This is a genomic window from Nonomuraea fuscirosea (assembly GCF_035917475.1).
In the GTDB taxonomy this organism is placed as follows: Bacteria; Actinomycetota; Actinomycetes; order Streptosporangiales; family Streptosporangiaceae; genus Nonomuraea; species Nonomuraea fuscirosea.
The window spans coordinates 1,674,062-1,689,539 of record NZ_CP109074.1 but is presented as its reverse complement, the minus strand read 5'-3'; the positions used below and the strand labels follow the sequence as shown (position 1 = coordinate 1,689,539).

Genomic DNA, 15,478 nt, shown 5'->3' with positions numbered 1-15,478 from the left:
ATACGAGGGTGATCGCAGGGTAGTTCCCCGACCATTCAGGGGAAGGACCGGCATGGCTACTCAGTACACCCACAACGAGCATCTCGGCCACGTCGTGTTCATCACGGCGGCGGCCGCGATCGGCGGGTTCCTGTTCGGCTACGACAGCTCCGTCATCAACGGTGCGGTGGTCGGGATCCAGCAGCACTTCCGGGTGGGCGCGGTCGAGATCGGGTTCGTGGTGGCCATCGCGCTGCTGGGCTCGGCCCTGGGCGCCTGGGCCGGCGGCGGGCTGGCCGACCGGTGGGGGCGTACCCGCTCGATGCAGGTGGCGGCGATCCTGTTCGCGGTCAGCTCGATCGGGCAGATGCTGCCGTTCGCGGTCTGGGACCTGGCGTTCTGGCGGGTGGTCGCGGGCTTCGCGATCGGCATGGCGTCGGTGCTCGGGCCCGCCTACATCGCCGAGGTGGCGCCGCCCGCCTACCGGGGGCGGCTGGGATCGTTCCAGCAGCTCGCCATCGTGCTCGGGATCGCGGTGTCGCAGCTGGTCAACTATGTGATCGCGCAGCTGGCCGGGGGCAAGGTCAACAACGTGCTGCTCGGGCTTGAGGCCTGGCAGTGGATGCTGGGCGCCTGCGTCGTACCGGCCCTGCTGTATCTGCTGTTCGCCCTGAACATCCCCGAGTCGCCGCGCTACCTGATCATGGCGGGCCGCACCCAGCAGGCGCGCCAGGTGCTGACCGAGGTCGAGGGCGACGACGTGGACCTCGACTCCCGCATCTCGGAGATCCAGAACGTGCTGCGCACCGAACGGGTCCCCGGGCTGAAGGACCTGCGCGGCAGCGCGCTGGGGCTGCTGCCGATCGTGTGGATCGGCATCGTGCTCTCGGCCTTCCAGCAGTTCGTCGGCATCAACGTGATCTTCTACTACTCGTCCGTGTTGTGGCAGTCGGTCGGCATCAACCAGAGCGACTCGCTGCTGATCAGCTTCTCCAGCTCGATCATCAACATCATCGGCACGTTCATCGCGATCGCGCTGGTGGACCGGATCGGGCGCAAGCCGCTGCTGCTGATCGGCTCGGCCGGCATGGCGATCTCGCTGGCCACCGCGGCGTGGGCGTTCAGCTTCGCCGGGGGCGCGGGCGAGCCGGTCACCCTCCCCGGCCCGCAGGGTGCCGTAGCCCTCATCGCCGCGAACCTGTTCGTGCTGTTCTTCGCGCTGTCGTGGGGCGTAGTGGTCTGGGTGCTGCTCGGCGAGATGTTCCCCAACCGCATCCGCGCCGCCGCCCTGGGCGTCGCGGCGGCGGCCCAGTGGATCGCCAACTGGCTGATCACCGTGTCGTTCCCGGCCATGTCGGAGTGGAACCTGCCGCTCACGTATGCCATCTACGCCCTGTTCGCCCTGCTGTCGTTCCTCTTCGTGAGCAAGTGGGTCAAGGAGACGAAGGGCCGCAAACTGGAGGACATGGGCTAGTCTCCGGCACGTGCTCGACGACGTTCTCGGCCCTTCACCCGACGTGCTGTTCTGCGGCATCAACCCCGGCCTGATGTCCGAGGCCACCGGCCACCACTTCGCCCGGCCGGGCAACCGCTTCTGGCCGGCGCTGCACCTGTCCGGCTTCACGCCGCGCCTGCTCGCCCCGGCCGAGCAGCACCTCTTGCCCTCGTACGGGCTGGGCATCACCAACATCGTGCCCCGGGCCAGCGCCAGGGCCTCGGAGCTGACCAGGGCGGAACTGGCGCGCGGCGGGGCGGACCTGGCTGCCAAGGTGGCCCGGGTGCGCCCGAAGGTGCTGGCCGTCCTCGGCATCTCGGCCTACCGCACGGCCTTCGCCCGCCCCAAGTCGGTCATCGGGCCGCAGGACGAGCTCGTCGGCGGGGTCCGGGTCTGGGTGCTGCCCAACCCGAGCGGCCTCAACGCCCACTGGACGGTCACCACGATCGCCGGGGAGATGGCCCGCCTGCGCGCCTCCCTGTGACTCACCTGGCGGGTCTTCACGTGACGGCGCGGGCTCGCCGGCGGGGGTCAGGGGGAGGGTGCTGCCTCGTTCCGGCGGGTTGTGCGCCCGCCGGGTCCTGTCCGCGCTCGCCGGTGAGCCCGGCCGTCCGCGCGCGTCCACATGAAGGACGGGCGCGGCGTGCGTCCCCTGTGCGTCAGCGGGCGGCGAAGTCCTGGGTCCAGTAGATCTTGCCCTTGCCGTCCTTCACCGCGCCGACCCCGATGAGGTTGTACTTGCAGTTCATGATGTTCGCCTTGTGGCCGGAGCTGTTCATCCAGGCCTGGACGACCGAGGCGGGGCTCGGCTGTCCCGCGGCGATGTTCTCGGCCCAGCCGGAGCCGCCGGTGAAGCCCGCGCCCTTGATCCGGTCGAGGAAGCTGCGCCCGTCCTGCGAGGTGTGGCTGAAGTAGTTCTTGGCCGCCATGTCGGCGGAGTGCCCGTGGGCCGCGGCACGCAACTGCGGGTCGTGCTTGAGCGCCGAGCAGCCGCCCTTGGCGCGCTCGGCGTTGGTCAGCCGGACGACCTCGTTCTCCTCGGCCGAGCCGACGCCGCCGGACGCCGGGGGCGGGGTGGTGGGCGTGCGGGTGGGCGTGGGGGTCGCCGTGCGGGTCGGCGTGGGAACGGGCGTCCCGGGCGACGTCGCGCTCGGGGAGGGCGTCGGTACGCCGCTGCCCGGCGTGCAGGCCAGCCTGACGGCCCTCGACTTGACGGTGCGGCCGCGGTAGTCGGTGGCGGTCGCGTAGTAGGTGCCGGGGACGCAGGGAAGCGCCAGCGTGAGCCGGCCCTTCCTGGTGGCGCCGCTCTTGACGACCCGGTCGGGACCGGGGACGGCCCGGTTGATGCGAATGCGCAGCAGCGCCGGGGTGAAGCAGCCACGGCGGGCGGCCGAAGTCTGGATCTTCATGGTGTCGCTGACGCTCGGCTTGAGCACGCTGACGCGACACCGAGCCGCCTCCGTCGCCGCTGCGGCCTCGGCCGCACTGACGGGTGCGGCGATCGCGGCCAGGCTGACGGCTGCGGCGAGTACCCCAAGGGGTCTACGCATAGGGGTCTTCCTCCAGTTGCGGTAGACGCTGGATGGCACCGCATTCTGTCGGGACCGATACTGATTTGTCATCAAAACTGGGACATTTTCCTAAGGCGGAAGTAAACCCGAGTGACGCCTGAGACGTCTGCGCAGGCCACAGGGCGTGGACCGGAACCCCGGCGGGCACGCGTGAAACGGCCCCCGCACCGGAGGTACGGAGGCCGGGGTCACGCCGCGATCACGTGAGCCGAATCACTCGCGGTCGAGCAGCGCCACGCACTCCACGTGATGGGTCATCGGGAAGGCGTCGAAGGCCCGCAGGTCGGACAGGGCGTAGCCGCGCTCGCCCAGCCAGGCCAGGTCGCGGGCCAGCGTGGCCGGGTCGCAGGAGACGTACACGATGCGCAGGGCCTCCAGCGAGGCGATCCGGTCGACCACGTCGCGGCCCAGCCCGGACCTCGGCGGGTCGACCACGACGAGGTCGGCCCGCTCGATCTGGAAGCGGTCGAGCGCCTCCTCCACGCGCCCCCGCTCGACCGTGGCCTGCGGCAGGTCGCGCAGGTTGGCCCGGGCGTCGCGGACGGCCGCCGCCTCCGACTCCAGCCCGAACACCGCCCCCTCGGGCCCCACGGCCTCGGCCAGCCCGGCCGCGAACAGCCCGACCCCGCAGTAGAGGTCGAGCGCCCACTCCCCCGGCTCCGGGGCCGCGTACGCCAGCACCGCGTCCAGCAGCGTCTCTGCGGCCCCCGGATGCACCTGCCAGAAGCCGCTGCCCGCGACCCGGAACTCCCGGTCGCCCACCTGCTCGTGCAGCACCCCGGAGCCGCGCCGTGGCACCGTGCGTCCCTTGCCCTGGTCGAGCAGGATCGAGGCGGGCGCCTCCAGGTCGGGCACGGTCACGCTGCGCCGGGGCCTGGGCGCGACCACCACGGCCCGGTCGCCGCCCGAGGAGGCGATGACCTCGACCCCGGCGGCCCCCGGCCACAGGTGCTCCTCCACACCGACCGCCTCGACCTCGGGGTGGGCGATCAGGCAGGCGTCCACGACCTCGACGTCGTGCGAACGGTGCCGGCGGAAGCCCAGCTCGCCCCCGGCCGTGGCGGCGAACTGCACCCGCGTGCGCCAGCCGAGCCCGTCCTTCGCGCCCGGCACCTCCTCGACCACGACCTCGCGCTCGATGCCCGCGAGCCGGCGCAGCTGCTCGGCCACGACCTGCGCCTTCAGCCGCCGCTGCGCCTCCGGGGTGGCGTGCTGCCAGTCGCAGCCGCCGCAGCGCCCAGGCCCCGCGTACGGGCACGGCGGCACCACCCGGTCGGGCGAGGCCTCCAGGATCTCCACGGCGTCGGCCCGCAGGAAGCGGGTGGTCTCCTCGGTCACCTCGGCGATCACCCGCTCGCCCGGCAGGGCATGCCGGACGAACACCACCCGCCCTTCGTGGCGCGCCACACACCAGCCGCCATGGGCGACCGGACCTACCGTCAGCTCGAGAGATGCCTGTTCCACACCCGACACCCTAGCGTCCACCCGCTATGGCCACTTATCCGACTTGGTCCACTACTCTAGGTGACCGTGGACAGGTCGAGGGTGGTACGGCGGCGGCTCGGCTTCGGCGGCACGCTGCTGGCCACGCTGTTCGCCTGCGCCTCGCTGACGCCGTCGCTGCTGCCGCGCACCTGGCTCTACCAGGGCGTCATGGGGGCGGTGACCGGCATCCTCGGCTACGCGGCCGGGGCGGGGCTGGGGGCGCTGGGGCGGGCCGTGATCCCGTACCGGCTGCCCGCGCGGTGGCGGCGGATCGCCTGGCAGGTCCTGCTCGGCGTGTGCGCGGGGCTGGTGGTGGTGACGCTGTCGTACAGCCTCGACTGGCAGCGCGACCTGCGGGCGCTCATGGGCATGGACACGGAGATCGCCTGGTTCCCGCCGCTGATCCTGGGCGTGACGATGGCGCTGTTCGCCGCGGCCCTGCTGGCCGCCCGCATGATCCGGCTGGGCGGGCGGCGGCTGAACGCCTGGCTCGACCGGTACGTCCCCGTCTACGTCGGCCACGCCATCGGCGTGCTCGTCATCGGCCTGCTGGTGGCGGTCGTGGCCAACGACGTGCTGTTCAACGGGTTCGTGGCCAGGATGAGCGACATCTCGTCCGTGGCCAACGAGGGCACCCATCCCGGCGTGCGCCGGCCCGTGTCGGCGTACGTGTCGGGCGGGCCCGGCTCGCTCGTCAGCTGGGAGTCGCTCGGCAGGGAGGGCCGCCGCTTCACCGGCACCGCCGCGACGCCGGCCCGGCTCGCCGCCTTCTCCGGGCGGCCCGCCGCCGAGCCCATCCGGGTTTACATCGGGCTTGACAGCACCGGCTCGCCGCGGGCCCAGGCGGCGCTCGCGGTGCGCGAGCTGGAACGTACCGGAGCCTTCGGCCGCCCGGTGCTGGCCGTGCTGGGCACCACGGGCACCGGCTGGGTGGATCCGCGCATGGCCGACAGCCTGGAGTACCTGTACAACGGGCGCTCGGCCATGGTCGCGCTGCAGTACTCGTACCTGCCGAGCTGGGTGTCGTTCCTGGTCGACCGGGACAAGGCGGCGGCTGCCGGGCGGGCGCTGTTCGAGGCCGTACGCGAGCGGTGGGCCCGGCTGCCCGCCGGGTCGCGGCCGAAGCTGCTGCTGTCGGGCGAGAGCCTGGGGTCGTTCCAGATGGAGAAGTCCTTCCGCGACCTGCGTGACCTGGTGTCCAGGGCGGACGGCGCGGTCTTCGCGGGCCCGCCGAACGCCAACCCCATCTGGAGTCACCTCACCGCCGACCGCGACCCCGGCAGCCCGGTCTGGCGGCCCGTCTACCGGCGCGGCAGGACGGCGAGGTTCGCCCAGTATCCGGCGGATCTGTCCAGGCCGGGCGGTCCGTGGCCGCGGCCGCGCGTGGTCTACCTGCAGAACGCCTCCGACCCCGTGGTGTGGTGGTCGCCGCGGCTGATCTACCGCAGGCCGGCCTGGCTGGAGGGCCCGCGCGGGCCGGGCGTCAACCCGCAGATGAACTGGTTCCCGCTGGTCACGTTCTGGCAGGTGCTGGTGGACATGACCGCCGCCCTGGACGTGCCGCCGGGGCACGGCCACCGCTACGGCGCCAACATCGTGGACGGCTGGGCCGCCGTCGCCGCGCCGCCGGACTGGAACTCCGGCGACACGAGACGCCTGCGCGCGCTGATCAGCACGCGGTGATGTGACCGCCTGGGCGCGCCGATCAGCGGGAGCTGATCTGACCGTCGTCCTTGACAGTCTGCTGCCACGGACGGCGTACGGCCCCCGGCGCGAACGGCTCGGGCCGGCCGAGGAGCCGGTCGGAGGAGTGCAGCTGCCACGGCACGCTGGTCACCATGACCCCCGGCTTGAACAGCAGCCGCGCCTTCAGCCGCAGCGCGCTCTGGTTGTGCAGCAGGTGCTCCCACCAGTGGCCGACCACGTACTCGGGGATGAAGACGGTCACCACGTCGCGCGGTGAGCGCCTGCGCAGGGTCTTGACGTAGTCGATGATCGGCTGCGTGATCTCGCGGTAGGGGGAGTCGAGCATCTTGAGCTGCACCGGGATCCCGCGCCGCTCCCACTCCTCCTGCAGCTTGCGGGCCTCCTCGCCCTCGACGCCGACGGTGATCGCCTCCAGCGTGGAGGGCCGGGTGGCGCGGGCGTACGCGAGCGCGCGCATGGTCGGCTTGTGGATCTTCGAGACCAGCACGATCGCGTGGTTGCGCGCGGGCAGCATGGCCGGCTCGTAGTCCTCGGTGAGCTCCAGCTCGGCCGCCACGTTGTCGTAGTGACGCCTGATGCCCTTCATCATGAGGAACAGGATCGGCATCGCGATCACCACGATCCACGCCCCGACCAGGAACTTCGTCAGCAGCACGACGATCAGCACCAGCCCCGTCATGACGCCGCCGAAGAAGTTGATCACGCGCGAGCGGTGCATCTGGTGCCGCGCCTTCGGGTCGGTCTCGGTCTTCAGGTGACGGGTCCAGTGGATGACCATGCCGGTCTGGCTGAGCGTGAAGGAGACGAAGACGCCGACGATGTAGAGGTTCAGCAGCCGGCTGACGTCGGCGTCGAACCCCCACAGCAGCAGGCAGGCGGCCAGGGCCAGGATGATGATGCCGTTGGAGAAGGCCAGCCGGTCGCCGCGCGTGTGCAGCTGGCGCGGCAGATAGCGGTCCTGGGCCAGGATCGAGCCGAGCACGGGGAAGCCGTTGAAGGCCGTGTTGGCGGCCAGGAAGAGGATCAGCGCCGTCACCGCCGAGATGAACACGAACGGCAGCGACCCGCCCCCGAACACCGCGTCGGCCACCTGGGAGATGATCGGCTGCTGGTAGTAGCCGGGCCCGACGGGCGTGCCGTCCGGCCGCAGCAGGTCCTCGGCGACCACGGACGGCTCGGCCACCTTCACCCCGGAGGCCAGGCCGAGCGCGGTGATGCCGCCGAACATGGTGATCGCGACCAGGCCCATCATGAGCAGCGTGGTGGCGGCGTTCTTGCTCTTGGGCTTCCTGAACGCGGGCACGCCGTTGCTGATGGCCTCGACCCCGGTCAGCGCGGCGCACCCGGAGGAGAACGCCCGCAGCACCAGGAAGGCCGCGGCGAAGGCCGTCAGATTGGTCTGCTCGGGCGCGATGCTGAAGTGGGCGCTCGGCGCCCGGATCTCCTCCCCCAGCGCCAGCAGCCGGAAGCCGCCCCAGGCGATGAGGAACAGCACGGAGATCATGAACGCGTACGTGGGGATGGCGAAGGCGGCGCCGGACTCGCGGATGCCGCGCAGGTTGACCACCGTGAGCAGGACGACGATGGCGATGGCGACGACCGGCTTGTGCTGGCCCACGAACGGGATCGTGGCGCCGACGTAGTCGACGCCGTTGGCGACCGACACCGCGACGGTCAGCACGTAGTCGACCATGAGGGCGCTGGCGACGGTGAGCCCGGCGTTCTTGCCCAGGTTGGTGGTGGCGACCTCGTAGTCGCCGCCGCCGCTGGGGTAGGCGTGCACGTTCTGCCGGTACGACGCCACCACGGTGAGCATCACGACCACGACGGCGACCGCGACCCAGGTGCTGAAGGTGTAGAAGGACACGCCGGCGAGCGACAGGATGATGAGGATCTCCTGCGGGGCATAGGCCACGGAGGAGAGCGCGTCGCTGGCGAAGACCGGCAGGGCGATCCGTTTGGGGAGGAGTTGCTCGTGGAGCTGCCCGCTGCGCAGGGCGCGCCCCACGAGCAAGCGTTTGACAAGATCTGTTACCTTCGCCACGTAACCAGATGCTAGCCCCACGCCGACGACCTAAACGAGGCGCTCCCCCATCGGTCCATACTGGTGTCGAGCAACCGGCCGACCGCGGAAGTGCGGGGGGAAATGCATATAGTGATCATGGGGTGTGGCCGGGTCGGATCGACCCTCGCGCACATCCTCGAAGACAGCGGACATTCCGTCGCCATCATCGACCGCGACCCGCAGGCGTTCCGCCGTCTGCGCGCCGGTTTCCGGGGTCGGCGGGTGACCGGCGTGGGCTTCGATCGCGACGTGCTCATCGAGGCCGGCATCGAGTCCGCCACCGCCTACGTGGCCGTCTCCAGCGGCGACAACTCCAACATCATCTCCGCCCGGGTGGCCCGCGAGACGTTCGGCGTCGACAACGTGGTGGCCCGCATCTACGACCCCCGCCGGGCCGAGGTCTACCAGCGGCTGGGCATCCCCACTGTGGCCACCGTGCGCTGGACCGCCGACCAGATCATGCGCCGCATCTCACCCGAGGGCGCCGAGCCGCTCTGGCGCGACCCCACCGGCACCGTCGTGCTGGCCGAGGTCACCGTCCACCCGTCCTGGATCGGCACCCGCGTGCACGACCTCGAAGCGAGCGCCAGGACGCGCGCCGCCTTCGTCAACCGCATCGGCGAGGCCGTGACCATCGCGGACGACACCGTGGTGCAGGAGGGCGACGTGCTGCACGTCATCGCCGCCGAGAACGACATGGACCGGATCAACAAGGTGCTCGCCGCGGCACCGGAGGAGGACGACTGATGCGCGTCGCCATCGCCGGAGCCGGCGCCGTGGGCCGCTCCATCGCGGCCGAGCTGCTGGAGAACGGCCACGAGGTCCTGCTCATCGACGTCGACCCCCGGGCCATCAAGATCGACAGCGTGCCGCGGGCCGAGTGGCTGCTGGCCGACGCCTGCGAGATCGCCTCGCTCGACGAGGCCGGCCTGAACAACTGCCACGTCGTCGTCGCCTCCTCCGGCGACGACAAGGTCAACCTGGTCGTCTCCCTGCTGGCCAAGACCGAGTACGGCGTGCCGCGCGTGGTCGCCCGGATCAACCACCCCAACAACGAGTGGCTGTTCAACGAGTCGTGGGGCGTCGACGTCGCCGTCTCCACGCCGCGCCTGCTGAGCGCGCTGGTCGAGGAGGCAGTGAGCGTCGGCGACCTGGTCCGCCTGATGACGTTCCGCCAGGGCCAGGCCAACCTGGTGGAGCTGACGCTGGCGGACGACGCGCCGGTGGTGGGGCAGCGGGCGGGCTCGGTGCCGTGGCCGGTCGACTCGGCGCTCGTGGCCATCCTGCGGGAGGGCCGGGTGCTGGTGCCGACGGCGGACGATCCGCTGGAGGCCGGGGACGAACTGCTCTTCGTCGCCAACCAGGAGGTGGAGCAGGAGCTGGCCCACCTGCTCTCCCAGCACTGAGAGAGCCCGGCTCCCACCGCTGGAGGAGCACTGTGGTGGTCCACCGGGCGCCACCGCCACCACCGCCCTTGTCATGACCGCGGACGTCCTCAGAGCCCTCTCAGAGGTCGAAGAACTGGGTGATGAGATCCGCTGTGTCGAGTTGATGGCTGGTCTTGCCGATGATCATCGGGGCGGAGGAGGAGGGACCGGGAACGGTGTGGCCGCCGCCGTGGACGGTGTAGAGGACCACCGAGGGGAGACCGCTCGCCTCGTACGTCGTCCGCTCGACTTCGGTGGGGTCGGCCGTGGTCTTCTTCGGCAGGCGGGTGGTCGTGGGCTCGGTGGTGATCCCGTTGCGCTCGGCGAAGTAGCGAGCCGTGCGACCGGCCGACCAGGTCGGGCCGCCTGCCTTGAAGATGGTGCGCAGGGCCCAGTTCATGGTGCCGCCCTGGTAGGAGACGATGGGGTCCTTGGTGCCGTGGATCAACAAGACCGGCAACGGCCCCGGAGGCGCCTGCCCGGCGAGGAAGTTCTCCGGTGCGGGCATGGTGGCGGCGATCACCGTCGCACCCGCCAGCAGGCCGGGGGTCTCGTGAGCGAGGCGGATGACCATCTGGCCACCGTTGGAGTACCCGACGGCGTAGACCCGGCTGGGGTCGGCGCGCCGGTCCGCCGCGAACGCGGCGATGACCGCACGCGCGAAGCCGACGTCGTCGATGCCGGCTTGGCGGGCCGGAAAGCGGCTTTCGCGGCGGGCGTCGTTCCAGTTGCCGCGATAGCCGTCGAGGTAGGCGACCAGCGCGCCGCGGGCGGCGAGCGCGTCGAAGACGCCGCCGGTGAAGGCACGATGCTTGTCACCGGTCTGGCCGGAACCGTGGAACACGAGAATCAGTGGCCGGGCATCACCCGGCGCTGCGGTGCCGACCAGGGTGAAGGTGCGGGCGGCCCCGGCGACGGTCACACTGCCGCGGGTGGCTTCGAGGAGGCTGGACATGGTGTTCTCCTCGGTTCAGGCGAAGAAGTCGATCAAGGTACGGGTCATCCATTCGGGCGCTTCCTCAGGCAGGAAGTGCGCCGCACCTGGTGCGACCGCGCCGCTGGCGTTCGAGGCGACCTGCCGCACCGCCTGCTCAACGCCCTTGCCCATGCCGTGTTCGCCCCCGATGGCCAGAACCGGAATGTCCAGCGGCCCCTCGGCAGCCAGCGCGACCACCTGGTCCCCGGACTCTCCCGCGCGGTAGAACTCGAAGCTCGCGTGCAGGGCGGCGGGGTCGCGCAGGGCATCGACGTAGACGTCGACCGCGGCTTGAGGGATGGCCTCGGGAGATGCGGCTTTGGTGGCGAACTGGTAGCCGAAGTAGATCTCCTCGCGGCCGGACACCATGCGCTCGTTGATGTCGGCCAGCCGGTTGAAGACGAAGTGCCAGGCCAGCTCGTTGACCTCGGGAGGCATGAGCAGCGGGGGCATCGGGGTGAAGCCGGCGAGGACGGCTTCGGCCAGCACGAGCTTGCGCACCCGGTCGCGATGGCGAGCGGCGAGCACGTAGCCGACCATCATCCCCATGTCGTAGCCCGCGACGTGGTAACTGTCGTGGCCCAAGGAGGTCATCAGGCCGGCCATGTCATCGGCCAGGGTGACCGCGTCGTACCCGCTGGCGGGCTTGCTGCTGGCGCCCATGCCGCGCATGTCGGCGGCCACGACCGTGAAGTGCTCGGCGAGAGCGGGCATCACCAGCCGCCAGCCGTACCAGAACTGCGGCCAGGCCGGCAGTAGCAGCAGCGCCGGGCCGGACCCGCCGACCACGGCGTGCAGTTCGACGCCGTTGATGTCAACGGTGCGGCTGGTGAAGGTGTCGCCGAATCCGGCGGGAAGGTGTGGGACGGCGTCTGTGGTGAAAGGCATAGGTGTCTCCTCGTACCGGACCCAGCCCTAAGTGGATGAGTCATCCGGTTCAACGTAACATAACCGGATACGGTATCTGGTTATGCTGTGGGGCATGAGCACCCCGCCGTTGCGCAAGGACGCCGCCCGGAACTGGCGCCACATCGTCGAGATCGCCCGGCAGTATGTCGATGACGGCAGATCTCTGCAGCTCAACGATGTGGCGCGGACCGCATCCATCGGCGTGGCCACCGTCTACCGGCACTTTCCAACGCCGGAAGCACTGCTGGAGACGGTCGCGCTGCCTGCCATCGAGAAGCTGCTGCGGCGAGCCGAGCATGCCTTGGCCGAGGATGACCCGTGGACGGCGTTGCGTGACTTCCTCGCCGCGGCGATCGAAGTCCTGCTGTCCGACCGGGCGGTCCCTCCTGTGTTCGCCGCGGCCACCGACACCCTGGAGCACACCGGCGACCTCAAACGAAGGCTCGCCACAGCCTTCGCCGAGCTGCTGGCCCGCGCGCACGCGGCGGGAGTCATCGATCCCGGCGTCACCGAGTCGGACATGACCCCGCTGATGTGCGGCATCGCCTACGCCGCGAACATCCAGAGCGCCCTCGACCCGGCCGAACGAGCCACGCTCGGCCTGCGCTACCTCGACCTGCTCCTCACCGGCCTGCACCGCCCCTGATCACGACAGCTTTCGGCATGCGCTTCTGCGGGCCGGCCCGCCGCCATGGAGCCCGGCCTCAGGCGTGCGGGTCCTCCTTGCCGAGCGACAGGCCGTGCTCGTTCGCGAAGACCCGGCGGCACAGGCCGTGGCAGAACCCGTACAGGGTGCCCTCGTGAACGAGCGTCAGGGCGGAGTCGTCGAGATCGACGCCCATGCCGCAGATCGGGTCGATCGCCCTGCCGGGCGGCGCTTCCGGCGCGGGGGCGCGCCACATGGCGCCGTCGCGGTAGGGGCGTGAGACGAACTCCGTGAGGTCCATGGTGCTCATGACCCGGCCGAAGAACCCGATGCCGCCCTCGGTGACCCCGTCCGTGAGGATGATCGCGTGCGGTTCGCGCCGCACCCGGTCCGGATCGCGACCGGCGGCGCGTTCGGTCTCGGCGAGCACGTCCGTGACGGCGCCCACGACGTGCTCGCACACGTCCTTGCGCCACGAGGCGGGAACGGTCACGCGGACCAGGTAACGCGGCGGGTCCGCGGGGTCCGCCGCCGGCCGATCCCCGAGCACCCAGGTGGCCGGCTCGTGCAGGAGCACCTGCGTGATCGTGCGCTGGGCATCGATGATCTCGATGGCGTGGCTGTCGTCCTCGACCATCAGCCGGTCGATGAGCCCACGCCCCAGCGCCTGGCGTTCGTCCTCGCTCAGCGCGTTCCTCGGCACGAAGACCTCGATGAGCAGCATCGCGCGGTCAACCCCTTTCACCGGACGTCCGGACGGACCTCCAGCGTGCCCCGGAGGGGTATACGACGGCATCACACAGCAGATGCATTGATTTTGTACTGCGAGCGAAGTAGTCACAGCCCGGTCCGCGTCCTCTCCGTGTCGGATCTACCCTTCATACAAGCAGATACGACTAGTAGACGTGTGCAATCGACAACGTCTAGTATTCCCCATGTGACGCTGCGTCGCTGATCGATCGCGAATCACTCATCACCCTCACCGCATCCCCGCTTCCCCAGCGGTCGGCGGAGCGGGGCCCACGGCCGGGCGCCCCTCCCCCCTGCCGACCGCCGTCCCACCACGCCCTGCGGGGCATCCCCCTGCCCGCGGCACGAACGATCTTGGAGGTCGGCATCGTCATGGAGGAGTACCACGGACTGCACCCCGAACCGCCGAAGAAGGAGGTCCGGAAGATCGCCTGGTATCACGTCCAGGCCAGGCACCCCGCCGTCAGGGTCAAGGCGCACACGTGCGAGGGCGAGCCGGTGGTGTACGAGCTGTGCGCGGCGGCCGGCCTGATGCACATCCGCCAGACCAGGCGCGAGGGCGACCAGACCGTGATCGTGGAGACCGCCTGGGTCCGGGCGTCCGAGGCGTTCGAGATGTGGGCCGCCATCCTTCAGGGAGAGGCCCGCTGACCGGCGTCCGGTCAGACCCGCGGGCCCTCGCGGCGGTGTCCGGTCCGGTCAGACCCGCAAGCCCTCGCGGCGGTGTCCGGTCCGGTCAGACCCGCAGGCTCCCGCGGCGGTCACCGACGATCGCGGGGACCGCGGCCAGCAGCAGGGCGGCGGCGGTCATGGCGAAGGCAGCGATGGCGCTTCTCAACATGGTGGGCCTCGATGTGAGCTGAAGTGACCGTGCACCAGCCGTCCTACCCGCGCGAACGGCTGGGGACGGCAACGCCCGGCCCCGGAGCTCTTTACCGCCGCCCGCACTCTCTCCGGGGTCCTCGCCACAGCCCGTCCGGCTCGGGACCCTTCACCGCCGCCCCCGCTCCCTCCGGAGCTCGCTATCGCAGGCCCCACTCGGCCCGCAGTCCTGCCAGGGCCTCGTGGAAGCCGGGGAACGTCTTCTTCACGCATCCCGGGTCGTCCAGGGTGATCCCCGGGGTGCGCAGCCCCGCCACGGCGAACGACATCGCGATGCGGTGGTCGCCGTGGCAGGCGATCTCGGCCGGCCGGGGCGTTCCCGGCCGGATCTCGATCCAGTCGCGGCCCGTGCCCACCTCGATGCCGAGGCGGCGCAGGTTCTCGGCGCACGCCTCCAGCCGGTCGCACTCCTTGACCCTGATGTTGTGGACGTCCTCGATCCGTACGGGGCCGTCGGCGAACGGGGCGATGGCGGCCAGCGTCGGGACGGTGTCGGAGATGTCGCGCATGTTGACCGTCAGCCCCCGCAACGTACCCGTACCGGTGACCGTCACCGCGTCGTGCGACAGGTCGACGTCCGCGCCCATCCGCCGCAGGACCTCGGCGAAGCGCACGTCGCCCTGCATCGCGCCGGAGCCCAGCCCGGGGATGGTGACGCCGTTGCCGGTGAGCGCGGCGGCGGCGAGCGGGTAGCTCGCGGTGGAGGCGTCCGGTTCGACCGCGTAGCCGGCCACCGCCGTGTACGGCCGCGCGGGCACGACGAACGTGTCACCCTCACGCCGCACCTCGACCCCGAAGCTGCGCATCATCGCCAGGGTGATCTCCACGTACGGCGCCGACACCAGGTCGGTCACCGTGATCTCCAGCCCTTCGGAGGTGAGCGGCCCGACGAGCAGCAACGCGGTCAGGAACTGCGACGACAACCCCGCGTCCAGCGTGATCCGGCCACCCTTGATCCCGCCGGCCCGCACGGTCAGCGGATGGTGACCCTCCTCGCCCTCGTGCGTCAGATCCACCCCGAGCTCGCGCAGCGCCCGCGTGAGGGGCCCGAGCGGGCGGCGCCGCATCTGGGCGGAGGCGTCGAAACGGAAGACGCCTCGGCCGGCCGCGACGAGCGCGGGCAGGAACCGTGCGGTGGTGGCGCCGTCGCGGCAGAACACCTCCGCCTCCGCCACCGCCGGCCCCACGGGACGCCCCTCGATCGTCCACGCCTCCGGCCCGCGCTCCACGCGGTAGCCGAGCGCGATCAAGCCCTCCGCGAAGCCTTCCGTGTCGTCGGAGACCAGCGGCCGGCGCAGCACGGTCGTGCCGCCGGCGGCGGCGGCGAGGAACAGAGCACGGGCGGTGACGGACTTCGAGCCGGGAACGTGCATGATGGTCATGACAGAAAGCCTAGGACCCGCCCAGTTTTGGGCCGGACCCGCCGCCTGGGAGCCGCCCGGCCTTGGGCCGTCCCCGCCGCCTGGGACCCGCTCGATCCTGGGCCCGACACGAAGCCCAGGACCCGCTCGATCCTGGGCTGCCGCCGGTCAAAGTTCGCCTCGCATTCACCCGCGCGACCGGATCCCCCACTCCTGCCGGGTAGG

General features: G+C 70.9%; 14 protein-coding genes. 7 read left to right on the top strand and 7 right to left on the bottom strand.

The window, feature by feature from the left end; all coding sequences use genetic code 11:
• Window positions 1-52 precede the first annotated feature (52 nt).
• Both OIE67_RS07580 and mug read left to right on the top strand, forming a co-directional pair.
• Window positions 53-1,453 (top strand): sugar porter family MFS transporter, encoded by a 1,401-nt coding sequence (locus OIE67_RS07580; RefSeq protein WP_326637994.1) that lies wholly within the window; start codon window positions 53-55, stop codon window positions 1,451-1,453.
• Window positions 1,454-1,463: 10 nt separating this feature from the next.
• Window positions 1,464-1,958 carry a G/U mismatch-specific DNA glycosylase gene (gene mug, locus OIE67_RS07575; RefSeq protein ID WP_326637992.1) on the top strand — a complete coding sequence of 165 codons (495 nt, stop codon included), beginning with the start codon at window positions 1,464-1,466 and terminating at the stop codon, window positions 1,956-1,958.
• 175 nt (window positions 1,959-2,133) lie between these two features.
• Here the strand turns inward: mug and OIE67_RS07570 are convergent, their stop codons facing one another.
• A complete protein-coding gene (locus tag OIE67_RS07570) occupies window positions 2,134-3,024 on the bottom strand; it encodes a CAP domain-containing protein (RefSeq protein ID WP_181306888.1) in 891 nt (296 codons plus the stop codon).
• 234 nt (window positions 3,025-3,258) lie between these two features.
• A complete protein-coding gene (locus OIE67_RS07565; protein ID WP_326637989.1) occupies window positions 3,259-4,509 on the bottom strand; it encodes a class I SAM-dependent RNA methyltransferase in 1,251 nt (416 codons plus the stop codon).
• A gap of 66 nt (window positions 4,510-4,575) precedes the next feature.
• On the opposite strand from OIE67_RS07565, the gene OIE67_RS07560 reads away from it, so the two are divergent.
• A complete protein-coding gene (locus OIE67_RS07560; protein ID WP_326637987.1) occupies window positions 4,576-6,213 on the top strand; it encodes an alpha/beta hydrolase in 1,638 nt (545 codons plus the stop codon).
• Between the two features lie 22 nt (window positions 6,214-6,235).
• On the opposite strand, the gene OIE67_RS07555 is transcribed toward OIE67_RS07560, so the two are convergent.
• Window positions 6,236-8,245, bottom strand: coding sequence for an APC family permease (locus OIE67_RS07555; protein ID WP_326645249.1), 2,010 nt, complete (start codon window positions 8,243-8,245; stop codon window positions 6,236-6,238).
• A gap of 138 nt (window positions 8,246-8,383) precedes the next feature.
• Between OIE67_RS07555 and OIE67_RS07550 the strand changes: the two genes are divergently transcribed.
• Window positions 8,384-9,049, top strand: a complete 666-nt coding sequence (locus OIE67_RS07550; protein ID WP_326637985.1) for a potassium channel family protein — start codon at window positions 8,384-8,386, stop codon at window positions 9,047-9,049.
• Entirely contained in the window at window positions 9,049-9,708 is a 660-nt protein-coding gene (locus OIE67_RS07545; RefSeq protein WP_106234090.1) for a potassium channel family protein, read from the top strand. Before OIE67_RS07550 ends, OIE67_RS07545 begins: the two co-directional genes overlap by 1 nt.
• A 100-nt stretch (window positions 9,709-9,808) precedes the next feature.
• Here OIE67_RS07545 and OIE67_RS07540 read toward each other — a convergent pair whose 3' ends face one another.
• Both OIE67_RS07540 and OIE67_RS07535 read right to left on the bottom strand, forming a co-directional pair.
• Window positions 9,809-10,684: an alpha/beta hydrolase family esterase gene (locus OIE67_RS07540; protein ID WP_326637982.1), complete on the bottom strand. Its 876-nt coding sequence runs from the start codon at window positions 10,682-10,684 to the stop codon at window positions 9,809-9,811.
• A 15-nt stretch (window positions 10,685-10,699) separates the two neighbouring features.
• On the bottom strand, window positions 10,700-11,593 hold the full coding sequence (locus OIE67_RS07535) for an alpha/beta fold hydrolase (protein WP_326637980.1): 894 nt from the start codon (window positions 11,591-11,593) through the stop codon (window positions 10,700-10,702).
• A gap of 94 nt (window positions 11,594-11,687) precedes the next feature.
• Here OIE67_RS07535 and OIE67_RS07530 point away from each other — a divergent pair, with 94 nt between their 5' ends.
• Complete coding sequence (locus OIE67_RS07530; RefSeq protein ID WP_326637978.1) at window positions 11,688-12,260, top strand: TetR/AcrR family transcriptional regulator; 573 nt, start codon at window positions 11,688-11,690, stop codon at window positions 12,258-12,260.
• Window positions 12,261-12,318: 58 nt separating this feature from the next.
• Here the strand turns inward: OIE67_RS07530 and OIE67_RS07525 are convergent, their stop codons facing one another.
• Window positions 12,319-12,984: a hypothetical protein gene (locus OIE67_RS07525; protein WP_326637975.1), complete on the bottom strand. Its 666-nt coding sequence runs from the start codon at window positions 12,982-12,984 to the stop codon at window positions 12,319-12,321.
• Window positions 12,985-13,364: 380 nt separating this feature from the next.
• On the opposite strand from OIE67_RS07525, the gene OIE67_RS07520 reads away from it, so the two are divergent.
• Entirely contained in the window at window positions 13,365-13,661 is a 297-nt protein-coding gene (locus tag OIE67_RS07520) for a hypothetical protein (protein ID WP_326637973.1), read from the top strand.
• 371 nt (window positions 13,662-14,032) lie between these two features.
• On the opposite strand, the gene aroA is transcribed toward OIE67_RS07520, so the two are convergent.
• A complete protein-coding gene (gene aroA / locus OIE67_RS07515; RefSeq protein WP_326637971.1) occupies window positions 14,033-15,274 on the bottom strand; it encodes a 3-phosphoshikimate 1-carboxyvinyltransferase in 1,242 nt (413 codons plus the stop codon).
• Window positions 15,275-15,478: the final 204 nt, after the last annotated feature.

Excerpts from the sequence above, each read along its gene's own strand:
- OIE67_RS07580 (WP_326637994.1), top strand. The coding sequence starts at position 53 with ATGGCTACTCAGTACACCCACAACGAGCATCTCGGCCACGTCGTGTTC.
- OIE67_RS07570 (WP_181306888.1), bottom strand. The coding sequence starts at position 3,024 with ATGCGTAGACCCCTTGGGGTACTCGCCGCAGCCGTCAGCCTGGCCGCG.
- OIE67_RS07550 (WP_326637985.1), top strand. The coding sequence starts at position 8,384 with ATGCATATAGTGATCATGGGGTGTGGCCGGGTCGGATCGACCCTCGCG.
- OIE67_RS07545 (WP_106234090.1), top strand. The coding sequence starts at position 9,049 with ATGCGCGTCGCCATCGCCGGAGCCGGCGCCGTGGGCCGCTCCATCGCG.
- OIE67_RS07540 (WP_326637982.1), bottom strand. The coding sequence starts at position 10,684 with ATGTCCAGCCTCCTCGAAGCCACCCGCGGCAGTGTGACCGTCGCCGGG.
- OIE67_RS07535 (WP_326637980.1), bottom strand. The coding sequence starts at position 11,593 with ATGCCTTTCACCACAGACGCCGTCCCACACCTTCCCGCCGGATTCGGC.
- OIE67_RS07530 (WP_326637978.1), top strand. The coding sequence starts at position 11,688 with ATGAGCACCCCGCCGTTGCGCAAGGACGCCGCCCGGAACTGGCGCCAC.
- OIE67_RS07525 (WP_326637975.1), bottom strand. The coding sequence starts at position 12,984 with ATGCTGCTCATCGAGGTCTTCGTGCCGAGGAACGCGCTGAGCGAGGAC.
- aroA (WP_326637971.1), bottom strand. The coding sequence starts at position 15,274 with ATGACCATCATGCACGTTCCCGGCTCGAAGTCCGTCACCGCCCGTGCT.